Genomic DNA, 12045 nt, shown 5'->3' with positions numbered 1-12045 from the left:
CGCTCATTCGAGCGGGGCGCCCATTTGCTTCATGAACGCGATCGGGTCGACCGCGCCCGCGGCGCTGCGGTCGGCGTTGAGGTGCGTCTCGAAGTGCAGGTGGGGACCGCTGGAGCGGCCCGAGGAACCGACGTAGCCGAGGATCTGGCCCGCCTGGACGACGTCGCCCTCCTTCACGAGCGGCGCAGACCCGAAGTGGCAGTACCGGGTCAGGTAGTCGCCCGCGTGCAGGATGTTGACGTACCAGCCGCAGCCGGCGACTTCGGGAGAACCGTCCACGTCGCACGAGTACGGCGCTCCGTACAGGCTGGCGTTGCACTCCGACGTGATCACGGTGCCGCTGGAGGCCGCGACGACGGTCGCTCCACGGGGGGCGCCGATGTCGACGCCGTTGTGCGTCGGGCGCTCCGGGGTCTGGAAGCCCGAGTTGACCGGGCCCTCGACCGGCGCCATCCAACCCGAGGCCGACAGCTCGCCGGGCTGCGCGCAGGTGCCGATCTCGGTGCTGACGGCCGAGACGTTCGCGCCGCCGCCGGTCAGGGTGTTCACGATCTCCGTCGCCAGCGGCTCGTGCTTCGCGTAGGCGTCGGGGAACGCCGAGATCTGCACCCGCTGCGCCGCCACCGTCAGCGGCAGCGACTCCCAGTTGTCGATCTTCACGAGCTTCTCGTAGAACTTCGTGGAGGCGTACACCGGATCGGTGACCTGGTCCGGTGTGCCCCAGCCAGATGACGGCCGCTGCTGGAACAGGCCGAGGGAGTCGTGGTCGTTCTGGTCGCCCAGGTGCCCCAGGTTCGTCAGGCGCGACTCCTGCATCGAGGTCGCGACCGCGATGACCCAGCCGCGCACCGGCACCTCGAGGTCCTGACCGACGGCGATGATGATGGCCGCGTTCTTGATCTGCTCCGAGCTGTACGGCCCGATCTCGGGGAACTCGGCGTTCGGGTCGACCGCCGTGGTGCCGCAGCCGGCGGCGATCACGGTGCCGTCCTCGTCGTTCGACTGGTCCGACAGGAGCTGCACGATCGACACGACCGCGCCGAGGCAGCACACGCTCAGGACGGCGAGGGTCCAGACGAGGGGGCGGAACCGCTTGGGGAGGCGCGGCGGCTTAGGATCCTCGCCGCGCTCCTCGGCGGTGGTCGCTTCGCTTCTGACGACGGTCATGACTGCTCCCAGTCGATCGCCGAGACGAGCCAGCCGTTCTCGGTCCAGGGGTTGGAGCCTTCCACCATGGTGAGCGTCAGCGTCCCGGTGTCCAGGGGGACACCGACCTTCATGCCCTCCGCGGTCGCTTCGCCGACGATCTCCTCAGCGGGGACGGTCGCGGGGTCGACGCCCTCCATCGACTCAGCCGCATCGATGGTCAGGTACGGCTCGATCGAGTCGTGCCAGCCCTGCGCACCGAAACCGTCCGGGTTCAGCCAGGACTCCGCGAACTCGACCGCCTGGTCGACCGCGTCCTCCGGGAGCTCCTCGTCGGTGAAGCAGCCGTCGCCTTCGCACTCCTCGGTCGCGAAGCCGTCGTCCTCGGTCAGGCCCTCGGTGGTCGCCGCGCCCTCAGAGCTGTCGACGCCGTTCGTGCCGTCGAGCGGGGTGTCCTGGCGCCGGTTGGCGAGCGCGATCACGCCGAGCACCAGGATGAGGATGATGACGATGATCCCGTAGCGGGAGAAGATGATCCGGAGGGCGCGGTTCATCCGTCATTCCCTTCTCGAAGGCCGGTAGACCTCTCCACCACCAGAACCGCCGCTCGCCGGCGCACCGCTTCCCGCCCCGCTCGTCGAGCCGGCGGGCTTGTCGGACGTGGTCTGCTGCTCGGGCAGGGAGTCGCCCGAACTGCCGCGCGGCGCGCGCACGGTCTCCGAGTTCTCCTCGGGGCGGGCGTCGTCCCGGCGCTGACGGGCGCGCTCCTGGTCCCGTTCGCGTTCGGCGCTGCGATCGGGGTCGACCCTGCGGCCGAGGAGCGCGTCGGCGGGTCCGCTGCCGCCGACCAGGCCCGCGATGCGCCTCCCTGGCCGTAGCAGCAGCCATGCGGCCACGCCTAGGAGGCCGATCATGACCACCTGCAGCCAAACGGGCATGGCGGTCTGGAGGATGCGGCTGGACGCCCATATGTAGATGACCGCCGCCAGCGAGAAGATCGCGACGTTGATGATCGCGCCTAGGACGGTGTTCACGAGCCGCTTGAACGGGCCGCCCGCCGGGCGGAGCAGGGCGATGGTGCCGATGATCGGCAGGGCCACGATCGCGAACCGCACGATCATGAAGCCCAGGATGATGAGGATCGACGCGATGAGGTCGAACAGCGAGAAGAAGATCGCCGTCAGCAGCGCGAGCAGGCCCGTGCCGGTGCGCTCCCAGGCGCGCTGGCCGCTGATGTTCGCGTACGCCTCGGGGTCCTCGGTCTGGATCTGCGCGATGAGGCCCTGCCAGAGTTCCTGCTTCTCGGCGATGAGGTCGTTCCGGTAGGTCGCCGAGTCCTCGGCTTCCTCGTTCTCCTGCCAGGACATCGCCTGGGCGGCGAACAGCGCCGGTCCGTACTTGTACGCCGTGTTCGACTCGGACACCACCGGGTTGCCTTCGTCGTCTTCGACGACTTCTCCGCCGCGCTCCTCGAAGGTGACCTCTTCGCTTTGGCCGAGCATGGTCCGCAGCCAGTTCTGGTACAGGACCTGCCCCGAGACGGTGTCAGAGGCGGTGACCGCTGCGGAGCGGGTGTCGATGCAGAAGTCGTCGCCGTTGAGCTCTTTGAGCTCCTCATAGCGATCCGAGTCGATGTCCGGGATTCGCGCGCAGCCTTCGGCGGTGTCGTCCGCGATCAACACGGTGCTGAGATCCATACCGATCGTCAGAGCCTTGTCGGTGTACTCGGCGGCCTTCACCGGCCAGCGCACCACGGCCGTGACGAGGACCAAGATCAGCACCGCCCACGCCACCGTGGTCACGGCGTTGTTCATGTCGGCTTGGCGCGACCGCCACAGCAGGTAGAGGCCGATGAGGCCGACTGTGACGGCGCCGAAGACCGTGAAGATCTGGCGGTAGAGCACCTCGGTGCCCTGCTCCATGAAGCGGTTCGACCAGCCCCACATGGTGTCGGGCTCCCACGCGGCCTGCCGCATCGAGTTCGCCGCGCCGACTGTGGCGACCGACAGGTTGAACTCCATGTTCGCCAGGGCGTTCGCGGTGTCGGCGCCGTTCGGGATCGACACAGAGTCCACACACTGGCCGCCGACGCTCATCTGCTGGGACCCGTACATCGGAAGCTGGTATCCGGCGTAGCCGTACCGGCTGTAGGTGCCGATCCCCTCGCTTCGGTCCAGTTGGCTCGGCTCGGCGAACCAGCCGGCCATGCCCGAGTCCGGTGACGCCGGTTGCGGGGCCGCTTCGCACGGAAGCTCCTGCGCCTCGGGCAGTTCGCTGATGCACTGGGACCATGCAGTGTGCCACTCGTAGTCCGAACACCCCTCCGCGTCCCCCTGCGCCCCTGCCGTTCCCGGTGTCAGGACCAGTGCGCCCAGTGCCGCCGTCAAGGCGATGAGCATCCGGGCGGCCCGGCCTCCGAGGCGCGCGAGGCGGCCGCGGGCGGGCGGGGCGAGGTCGTGGGCGGAGGGGTCGGTCACTGTTCCTCCCCGGGGGTGGTGTTCAGGTAGTCGAGGAGGCCGCGGACCCAGCTGAAGTCGGCGCGGATGCGCTGGACGCGGCCGTCGACGTCGCGCATGACGAACTCGCGGTAGGGGAGCTTCCGGGTCTCGGAGGCGTCCACTTCGGAGAGGGACGCGAGCACGGACTCGTACCCCACGCCCGTGGGCACCCGCAGGAGCTTGAGCGCCTCTTCCGCAATGGTCGCGTCCTCCGCGATGCGGCCGACGAACACGGTCGAGACGAGGTTCTGCACGTCGAGGCCGAGGATGTCCTTCGGGTTCTGGGAGGCGACGAGCGCCGCGAGGTTCCACTTCCGCGAGTCGCGGGCGAGGCGCACCAGGAAGGAGCGGCCGGACTTCCAGCCCTCCATGAAGTGGGCCTCGTCGAGGCCGACGAGCTTGCGGCGGTGCATGTCGCCGCCGTAGGCGCGGCGGACGGCGAGGCGGTGCGCGGTGTGAAGCATCGGCAGTGCGAGCGCCTCCTCCGCGGACCAATACTCGCGCTCGATGCCGAGGTCGGGCAGGCGCAGGCCGGACATGGTGATGACCGTCAGTGCCGTGTCGTCCTCCAGGACGCCCTTGTCGGGCGTGCCGAAGAACAGCTTCGCGAGCGGCATCTCGGCGGTGTCGAGGAGGAGTGCGGCGAGTTCGGCGCCGTCGCCGGTGACGTGGTCCTCGGCGTCCTGGAGGGACTCGACGAGGTCCTCCAGCGCGGAGTCCTCCTCGGCGGGGACGTGGCGGGCGGCGTGGCGCAGGAGGCGGGCGGTGCTCGCCTCGCGCTGGACCTGCGGCGGCAGGAGCATCGCGCAGATGTCCTGGACGAGCATGCGCCGCTCGGAGCGGGCGTTGGAGACGGCGATGTCGTACTCGCGCTGGCCGTCGGGCGAGTCGGCGTAGTGCTCGCGGCGCGGGGACGGGATGAGCGCGTAGGGCGCGAGGGTCCCGTACTCGGAGCCGGTCAGGTTGAGCACGCGCGAGAACGGCTTCAGCTCGGGCATCTCGCAGAGCTTCGCGAGCGGCCCGGACGGGTCCAGGAGCGTGACCTGGACGCCGCGGCGGGCGGCGAGGTAGCCGATGGCGCCCATCAGGGTCGACTTGCCGCCGCCGGGTTCGGCGACGAAGACCGAGAGGCCGGACTTCTCGCGGACCTCGGTGGCGAAGTGCAGGTCGAGGAAGACCGGGCTGCGGGACGTGCCGGCGGTGCGGCCGATGAGGTCGCCGCGGCGGTCGCCGACGACCGAGGCGGCCTGCGGCATCGCGGCGGACATGAGCTTGACGGGCATGCGGCGGACGTACCCGGTCTGGGCGACGGGCTCGCCGGGGATGAACTCGCGGGCGAGCCAGTCCTGGTTCTTCGGGTGCTGGAGGCTGATGCGCATGTCCCGCTGGTACATCTGCATGAGGGTGCGGGCGCGCTCCAGGCACTCCTCCTTCGTGTCGGCGGTGACGGCGAGGCGGTGCCAGCCGTGGGCGCGGGCGGCGTCGATCGGCAGGCCGGTGGTCATCTCGTCGCCGACGCCGAGGGCTCGCTCGGCGAGGCGCTGCAGCTCCGGCGGGGCGTCCATGGCGTGCTCGTCGTAGTCGCGCTGCTGGGAGCGGATGAGGCGGAGCCGGTGGTCGAGGTCGCGGAAGGCCTCGCCGGCGCCGAGGATGTCGATGCGGCTGGACAGCTCGACGGGCCACGGGCAGCGCTCGTGGAAGTGCAGCCACGGCTCGTGGCGCTGGGGGATCTCGAGCTCCTCCATGCGGCCGACGGTGAGGACCGCGGTGTGCTTCTCCTCGCCGGTGAGCCGGTTGACGAGCTTGACGGTGGAGCCGTACGGGCTGCGGTAGCGCTCGATGGACTCGGTGAGGGCGAGGACGTCGCCGGGCTCCCAGTCGCCGTTCGAGCCCGAGAGCAGGCGCGGCGGCTCCATGCCGAGGGCGACGGAGCGGAACACGAGCCACTCGAGCTCCTCGGTGGTGGCGCGGCGGGCGCGCACGCCGAAGGAGCCGAGGACCTCGTCGAACTGGAGGCTGCGCTTCTCGATCTTCTCGCGTTCGGAGAGCTTGGTGCCGCGTCCGAACATGCGGCCGACCTTCTCGCCGACCTGGTCGAACGCGCCGCGCCGGGAGAAGGTGATGCCGAGGAACGTCTCGCCCTCGGCGTGGGAGAGCTGCTGGAGGTGGCGCTGGGCGGCGACGAGGTGGTCGGCCCAGCTGGTGCCGCCGGGGACGGTGCGCAGCGGCCGCGCGGTGTGCTTGTCGACGGTGCGGGCCCACTGGTCGGCCGGGAACGGCCGGGTGGTGCGGCGCAGGTGGACGCGCATGCCGGCGAGGCCGGCGTACTGCTCGGCGATGGCGACGATGAGCGCCTCGCGTTCGAGGTCGGGCCGGAAGGACCAGCGCACGCCGGGCAGCTTGTACCAGGCGGTGACCGACGCGGGCGTGAACGTGACGTGCCCGGCGATCTCGGTGAGGCTCAGCTCCCGGAGCGGCTGGCGCTCCTTCTCGGCCCCGATCGGCTTGACGCGCGCCGGCTTGCCGTCGGCGGACGCCACCCGGACCGCTTCGGCGCGGGCCTGGCGGACCGGGACGAGGTCCTGGCTCGGCGGCCGTTGTGTACTGGTTTGCGCAGCCGGACGGCGACCTGCGGCTGCGGGCCCGCGAGCCTGGTCAACAGCCTGTGGATAACTCGTCCCCTGCTGTGGATAACTGCCGTTGCGCTGTGGATAACCCTGTGGATTCCCGCTGGTCGGAGGCGGTGCGTAACGCTGTGGATACCCCTGTGGATAACTCGGCTGATTCTGTGGATAACCCTGGGGATAATCCTGTGGACGAGTGGTGGAGGGCGGGGTCATCGATGCAGGTGGCGACGCGTGTCGCATCGACTCCACTGGGGACGCCTGACGGGGCTCCCGGGGCGCCTGCCGCGGCTCGCTCTGCGGGCCGGGGGCGCTCTGCGGCCGCGCCTTCGCGGGCTCCCCTCGGAACACCGCGTCCGCGAGGGCGGTCGCGTCGTCGCCGAGGTCGCCGGACGACCGCTCCCGGTCCCGCACGGGCGCGGGGGGCCGGGGGGCCGAGAACTTGGCGACGGGCTGACGGCGGTCCTCGCCGCTCATAGGCGCTCCTCAGTTCGGACGGGCTCCACGAGTGTGGGCCGCAGGCGGATCGATCGGGTCGTGAACGCCGGTATCCGGACCTCGCGGCCGTCGCCGCGCGTGTGCCGCCAGTCGGTGAGCACGGTGCGCAGGACGGTCGTCGCGGGCCGGTCGGCGTCGACGTATCGGAAGATCAGCGAGGTCGCGACGAGGGCGAGGGAGATCTCGATGGCGGGGAAGAGGTCGACGTCGCCGGTGAAGGCCCAGCGCAGCAGCATGAACAGCGCCAGGATCGCGGCGAACGCCCCGTACTGCCCGTAGGGGAGGTGGACCGGGAGCGTGTAGCCGGGGGGGCCGAGGTACAGCAGGCGGGCACGGTAGATGTCGTCGTCGGTGCGCAAGCGCATGGGCGTCCTCCGTCCGGCCTGACTGCTGCAGGGGCGATGTGGGGCTTGCTAGTCCTCTTGGCTGAAGAGCACGTCGACGAGGCCGCCGCCGACGGCGACCAGGACGACCGCGCCGGCGATGAAGGCGATGCCGATGATGGCGATCGTCGACGAGGTGAGGACCCGGCTGACCTCGCCCTTGTTCGCGCGGGCGATGAAGATGAGGCCGAGGATGGCCAGGAGGATCGGGGCGATCTTCGACAGGAAGAACCCGATGATCCCCTGCGTGTTGATCTCGGCGCCGGCCTGGGCGTGCGCGGCGACCGTCCAAAGAGTCTCGTGAACCGTCATCAGTACCATCCTTCCGTCACATAAGTCACTAGAGCCTCACGTAACGCAATTTTCACTCATGTTTCTTGTCTCCCAACCCATCGCGGGGTCTGCCCTCATCATATGCCGGACCCCTGACGGAACGCACCTTCGTCGGCTCGAAGAGCGACCGTAAGACCGGACACCGAGAACTGAAACAGATAAGCCGGGAAGTATCAATCCGATGGCCGTGATCACTGCGTGTCGGCAATCCGACACTAAGATGGGAGCGCCCGGTGTCCTACGATCAAGCCGCACAATAGACCCCGGCAGCCCGCACCGCCCGGAGCGCGCAGCACCAGCCCGAACCGCCCGGCCGCCCGGCCGCGCACCGACCTCGCGGAGACCACCATGGACTACATCGACGACATCGCCGGCCGGCTCACCGCCGCGGCCGTCGCCTTCGCGGTGGCCGGTCTCGCGGTCGCCGCGCTCGCGGCCGTCGCGCTCGGCGGCGTCCGCGCCTCCGAGAAGTGGCCCTCCGCGCCTGTCCCCCGGCTCGGCCGCCCCGCCGTCATGGCCGGCGCGCTCGCCGGCCTCGTCGTCTTCGCCCTCGCCGCGGGACTGTTCTCCCTGGCGCGCTTCGGCACCGATTTGAACGCCAACGTCCGGGTACTCCTCGCCGTGGGCGTGGACCTCCTCGCCCTCGCCGCCGGGCTCTGGCTCGTCGGCTTCGTCGCCGGCAAGGTCGAGATGCGCACCCTGATCGCCGTCCCCGACCACCACGCGACGCCGCCGCCGATCCCGGTCTCCGGCGACCCGACCCGCTACCAGATCCCCGACTACACGGAGACGCCCGTGGAACCCGACCCGCAGGACCAGCCGCACCACTACCCGCCCGAGCCGCGCCACCCCCAGGCCCCCTACGCCCCCGACACGTCCGGGACCGGGAGCCTCCCCGCGACCCGGCCGAACGTCCCCACGATCCCCACCGACACCCGGCCCGGCTGGGTCTTCCAGGACAAGGGCACCGGCGCGTTCTACGCCGCCGTCGCCCAGAGCCGCGGCGGCATCAGCCTCCTCGCCCTCGACGACTTCACCGTCGCCCGCACCGCCTCCCTGGTCGGACCGCTCGAACTCGTCGGCTCCGTCGAGGCCACCGTGTGGCCGCTGGAGAACGGCGACACCCGCGCCGACGCCGGAGCGGATCGCACCGTCTGACACGAAACGGGCTCGGTCACGGAGCGCGCGGTTCGCTATCCTCGGAGTGACCTCCAGCGAAGCGAGCCGCGACTGTGAACGACGCCGAACAGGTCTTCACCGACCTCGACGAGCACGTGACGCTGCGCGTGCTCGACGGCCGCGTCACCGTCGAGGTCGCCCCCTCCGGCCTGCGCCAGCCCCCGCACGCCCTCGCCAACCTCATCGTCGAGCTCGCCGGGCGGATGCCGCGGCCCGGCGACGCGTCCGACCGGGCCCTCGCCGCCGGCGTCGACGCCGTCGCCGGCCTCCAGCAGGCCGCCGCCACCGGCGGCTACGAGGACTTCGCCGCCATGATGCGCGGCCGCCTCGGCATCGAGGCGCCCCAGCACACCCTCAGCCGCGACCCCGAGTTCGACCGCGCCATCGCCAACCGCCTCGACGGTGTCCTCAACGCGATGCGCTCCGCCCAGACCGCCCGCGCCGAACCCGCCCGCGAGGTCCTCACCGCCGAGGTCACCGCCGACGAAGGGGACCTCGCCGTCACCTCCAGCTCCGAGCGCGCCGTCGCCGGCGTGTGGATCGGACCCGAGGCCCGCACCCGCGGCACCGACGGCCTCGGCGCCGCCCTGACCTCGCTCGTCGCCCGCGCCCGCAGCGAGGTCGAGCGCCTCGCCGAGGAGCGCGCCCGCGCCGCCCTCCCCGACGGAGTGGCGAAGACGATCGACAATGCTCCCGAGGACGCCGAACGCGCCGGCGCCGCCACGACGCAGATCGTCGACCGCATCGCCCAGGCCAACGAGACCATCCAGAGGAAGGCAGGACGCGCATGACCCGGATCTTCGACCCCGAGTTCGTCAGCGGGCTCGGCGAGCGCATCGACCAGAAGGTCGTCCCCGTCCTCCAGTCCACGAACGAGGACCTCCCGGCCCTCAGCGAGCTCGACCGGAGCCTCTACACGACCGTCACCCTCCCCATGGCCGCCGCGTACTCCCTCGCGACCTCCACGGTCACCGAGTCGATGGCCGGCGCCGCCGAGTGCTTCCGGCAGATGCGCGACGCCCTCGAGTCCTGCGCCAAGGACATGACCGACACCGACGACGCCTGCGCCCAGGCGTTCGGCGGCAACTGAGGGGGCCGCGCATGTCGACCGGGCAGCACCTCTACGAGGCAGGGGAAGCGATGTCGCCGTACTACAACGGCGTCATCAAGTCCTGCGCGGTCGCCATCGCCCCGCCCGCGATCGTCTTCGGACTCGCCGTGCAGGCCATGGCGACCAGCGTCTACCTCAACCAGTGCAACCCCGGCGACGTCCTCAAGGCCGCCGGCGCCTGGGTCTCCCTCGCCGAGAAGAACACCGAGGCCGCCGACGCCCTCCAGGCCGAGGTCGACACCGTCACCGACGACAACTGGAGCGGCGACGACGCCGACGCGTTCCGCGAGGCCGCCGGGAACGTCAAGGCCCAGCTCCAGCAGCTCGCCGTCACCGCGTTCCTCATCGGAGCCCAGCTCCTCGCGTTCTCGGTGATGCTCACCGTCTACTGGCTGTTCCTCACCGCCTGCACCGTCGTCATGGACGCCTTCCTCGCCGCCTACCTCGCGGCCCTCGCCGGCGTCCTCACCGCCCCCGGCGCCCCCGCGATCATGGCCAGCGCCCAGACCGTCGCCACCAGCCTCGTCGCCTCCATGAAGAGCATCGAGTCGTACCTCATCACCGTCTCCACCGGGTGCGCCACGCTCACCGGCGGGCTCACTGCGATCACCTTCGGGTTCCAGAAGGCCAACGGCAACCCCGTCGACCCGCTCGACGTCGCCGGCGCCGGACTCGCCAACATGCTCGAAGGGTTCCTCGTCTACGGCGTCAACGTCGCCACGATGACCCCCGGCGGCCGCCACGCCAACGTCGCCAACGCCATGCACGTCTTCCAGGGCGTCTCCGCGATCTTCCCGACCTACAAGGGCGACGGCGAGACCGGCGCGCTCCTCGACGGCGGCGGCCCGGCCCTCGGCATCCCCGACTCCCTCCTCAACCTGTGGGAGGACCACGCCCCCGACCGGTTCACCAACCCCGAGTCGGTCAAGTGGCGGTTACCCGGGCGGCCGCGGTCAGGCGGGCCGCCGCCGCGCTGTTCGTCCTCGTCCCGCTCCTGGCCCTCGCCGCCGCCACCGTCCGGTACCTGGAGTTCCGGTCCGCCGCGGGCGGCGCCTCCGGCACGCCCGGCGTCGCCATGGTCGAGCGGGCGAACGTCTCCGGCGGCGGCGACGAGGTCTGCACCGGCGCCTTCACCCCGGACGGCGGCGGCCCCGCGACCGAGGTCGACATCGAGGTCGACGGCCGGTGCACCGAAGGCGATCGCCTCGACGCGTTCCTCGTCGAACCCGCGGCGCTGCACCCGGACTGGTGGGGCCGACCGACCGCGTGGACGGCCGGCACCGGCACGGGCGAGCACCTCGCCCCGGTGATCGCCGTCGTCGTCTTCCTGGTGCTCCCGGTCCTGCTGGCCGCCTGGTGGTTCCGGGGGCCCCTGCGGCGCTCGCTCAGGCGTCGTCCGGCGTCCGGGTAGCCGGCGCGGTCGCGCCCCGGTGCGCGGAGGCGTCGCCCCGGGTCAGCACGGCGTGGATCTCGGCGATCTGCCGTTCGATCGCGGTCAGCCGCTCCCCGATCCGGGCCAGGGCCTCGCGGTCGGCGCGCTCCTCCGCGGCCGACACCCGGTCCACGAACCAGGAGGCGAGGGAGCCGCTGACGAGGCCGACCAGGCCGATCGCCGCGAACATGAGCATCGCGGCCACGACGCGGCCGGTCGCGGTCTGCGGTACGACGTCGCCGTACCCGACCGTCGAGGCCGTCACCACCGACCACCACAGCGCGTCGCCGAAGTCGTGGATCTGGCCGCCCTCCGCGGCGCGCTCGGCGTCCAGTGCGGCCAGGCTCGAGACCAGCAGGATCATCCCGGTCACGCCGGCGATGTACGCGCCGGTCCGCAGGCGCAGCCCCGTCGTGGCGTGGCGCCGGAAGACCTCGACGAACAGCAGGACGGTGCGCACCACGCGCAGCGGCTGGACGAGCGGGAACAGGACCATGACGAGGTCGAGCGGGTGGGTCCGCAGGAACCGGGTGATCCTGCCCCGTCCGGCCATCGCCAGGCGCACCGCGAAGTCGGCGGCGTACAGGGCCCAGACGACCAGCCCCACCGCGGCCGCGGTGGCGTGCGCCCAGCCGGGCAGGCCGGGGTGGAGGATCGGCACCGCGTACGTCGCCAGGAACAGCAGCGCGAGGGTGAGCAGGGGCAGGTTGGTGGCGTGCTCCCAGGCGGTGAGCTGCGGAGGCCACTCGTCTTCGGGAGGGGTTCGAGGGGTCACGGCACCAAGGCTAGCGGCGTCGCGGCGGGGTCGCACACCGTGAATCCGGCACCTCGGGCGCCCCTG

General features: G+C 71.3%; 11 protein-coding genes. 4 read left to right on the top strand and 7 right to left on the bottom strand.

Features of this window, described 5'->3' with window-relative positions:
- Window positions 1-3: 3 nt before the first annotated feature.
- From ABD419_RS01260 to ABD419_RS01235, 6 genes are all read right to left on the bottom strand, one after another.
- Complete coding sequence (locus ABD419_RS01260; protein WP_344480788.1) at window positions 4-1167, bottom strand: M23 family metallopeptidase; 1164 nt, start codon at window positions 1165-1167, stop codon at window positions 4-6.
- A complete protein-coding gene (locus ABD419_RS01255) occupies window positions 1164-1700 on the bottom strand; it encodes a hypothetical protein (RefSeq protein ID WP_344480786.1) in 537 nt (178 codons plus the stop codon). The genes ABD419_RS01260 and ABD419_RS01255 overlap by 4 nt, the downstream gene beginning before the upstream one ends.
- A 3-nt stretch (window positions 1701-1703) precedes the next feature.
- On the bottom strand, window positions 1704-3623 hold the full coding sequence (locus ABD419_RS01250) for a hypothetical protein (RefSeq protein ID WP_344480784.1): 1920 nt from the start codon (window positions 3621-3623) through the stop codon (window positions 1704-1706).
- Complete coding sequence (locus ABD419_RS01245) at window positions 3620-6484, bottom strand: ATP-binding protein (protein WP_344481449.1); 2865 nt, start codon at window positions 6482-6484, stop codon at window positions 3620-3622. The genes ABD419_RS01250 and ABD419_RS01245 overlap by 4 nt, the downstream gene beginning before the upstream one ends.
- A gap of 257 nt (window positions 6485-6741) precedes the next feature.
- Window positions 6742-7131: a hypothetical protein gene (locus tag ABD419_RS01240; RefSeq protein WP_344480781.1), complete on the bottom strand. Its 390-nt coding sequence runs from the start codon at window positions 7129-7131 to the stop codon at window positions 6742-6744.
- 48 nt (window positions 7132-7179) lie between these two features.
- Complete coding sequence (locus tag ABD419_RS01235) at window positions 7180-7461, bottom strand: hypothetical protein (RefSeq protein ID WP_218126532.1); 282 nt, start codon at window positions 7459-7461, stop codon at window positions 7180-7182.
- Window positions 7462-7830: 369 nt separating this feature from the next.
- On the opposite strand from ABD419_RS01235, the gene ABD419_RS01230 reads away from it, so the two are divergent.
- The 4 genes from ABD419_RS01230 to ABD419_RS01215 all read left to right on the top strand — a co-directional run bounded on the left by ABD419_RS01230 (window position 7831) and on the right by ABD419_RS01215 (window position 11082).
- Window positions 7831-8640: a hypothetical protein gene (locus ABD419_RS01230; protein WP_344480777.1), complete on the top strand. Its 810-nt coding sequence runs from the start codon at window positions 7831-7833 to the stop codon at window positions 8638-8640.
- A gap of 74 nt (window positions 8641-8714) precedes the next feature.
- Window positions 8715-9452: a hypothetical protein gene (locus tag ABD419_RS01225; RefSeq protein ID WP_344480774.1), complete on the top strand. Its 738-nt coding sequence runs from the start codon at window positions 8715-8717 to the stop codon at window positions 9450-9452.
- Window positions 9449-9751 (top strand): hypothetical protein, encoded by a 303-nt coding sequence (locus ABD419_RS01220; protein ID WP_344480772.1) that lies wholly within the window; start codon window positions 9449-9451, stop codon window positions 9749-9751. The genes ABD419_RS01225 and ABD419_RS01220 overlap by 4 nt, the downstream gene beginning before the upstream one ends.
- An 11-nt stretch (window positions 9752-9762) precedes the next feature.
- Entirely contained in the window at window positions 9763-11082 is a 1320-nt protein-coding gene (locus ABD419_RS01215) for a WXG100 family type VII secretion target (RefSeq protein WP_344480768.1), read from the top strand.
- A gap of 75 nt (window positions 11083-11157) precedes the next feature.
- Here ABD419_RS01215 and ABD419_RS01210 read toward each other — a convergent pair whose 3' ends face one another.
- Entirely contained in the window at window positions 11158-11979 is an 822-nt protein-coding gene (locus ABD419_RS01210) for a potassium channel family protein (RefSeq protein WP_344480765.1), read from the bottom strand.
- Window positions 11980-12045 lie beyond the last annotated feature (66 nt).

Source organism: Glycomyces endophyticus, assembly GCF_039531525.1.
GTDB classification, from domain to species: Bacteria; Actinomycetota; Actinomycetes; order Mycobacteriales; family Micromonosporaceae; genus Glycomyces; species Glycomyces endophyticus.
This window is presented reverse-complemented; position numbering and strand designations above follow the sequence as displayed.

What these genes read in the sequence shown, in the direction of transcription:
- ABD419_RS01230 (WP_344480777.1), top strand. Translation starts at nt 7,831, where the DNA reads ATGGACTACATCGACGACATCGCCGGCCGGCTCACCGCCGCGGCCGTC.
- ABD419_RS01255 (WP_344480786.1), bottom strand. Translation starts at nt 1,700, where the DNA reads ATGAACCGCGCCCTCCGGATCATCTTCTCCCGCTACGGGATCATCGTC.
- ABD419_RS01240 (WP_344480781.1), bottom strand. Translation starts at nt 7,131, where the DNA reads ATGCGCTTGCGCACCGACGACGACATCTACCGTGCCCGCCTGCTGTAC.
- ABD419_RS01245 (WP_344481449.1), bottom strand. Translation starts at nt 6,484, where the DNA reads ATGACCCCGCCCTCCACCACTCGTCCACAGGATTATCCCCAGGGTTAT.
- ABD419_RS01235 (WP_218126532.1), bottom strand. Translation starts at nt 7,461, where the DNA reads ATGACGGTTCACGAGACTCTTTGGACGGTCGCCGCGCACGCCCAGGCC.
- ABD419_RS01260 (WP_344480788.1), bottom strand. Translation starts at nt 1,167, where the DNA reads ATGACCGTCGTCAGAAGCGAAGCGACCACCGCCGAGGAGCGCGGCGAG.
- ABD419_RS01215 (WP_344480768.1), top strand. Translation starts at nt 9,763, where the DNA reads ATGTCGACCGGGCAGCACCTCTACGAGGCAGGGGAAGCGATGTCGCCG.
- ABD419_RS01220 (WP_344480772.1), top strand. Translation starts at nt 9,449, where the DNA reads ATGACCCGGATCTTCGACCCCGAGTTCGTCAGCGGGCTCGGCGAGCGC.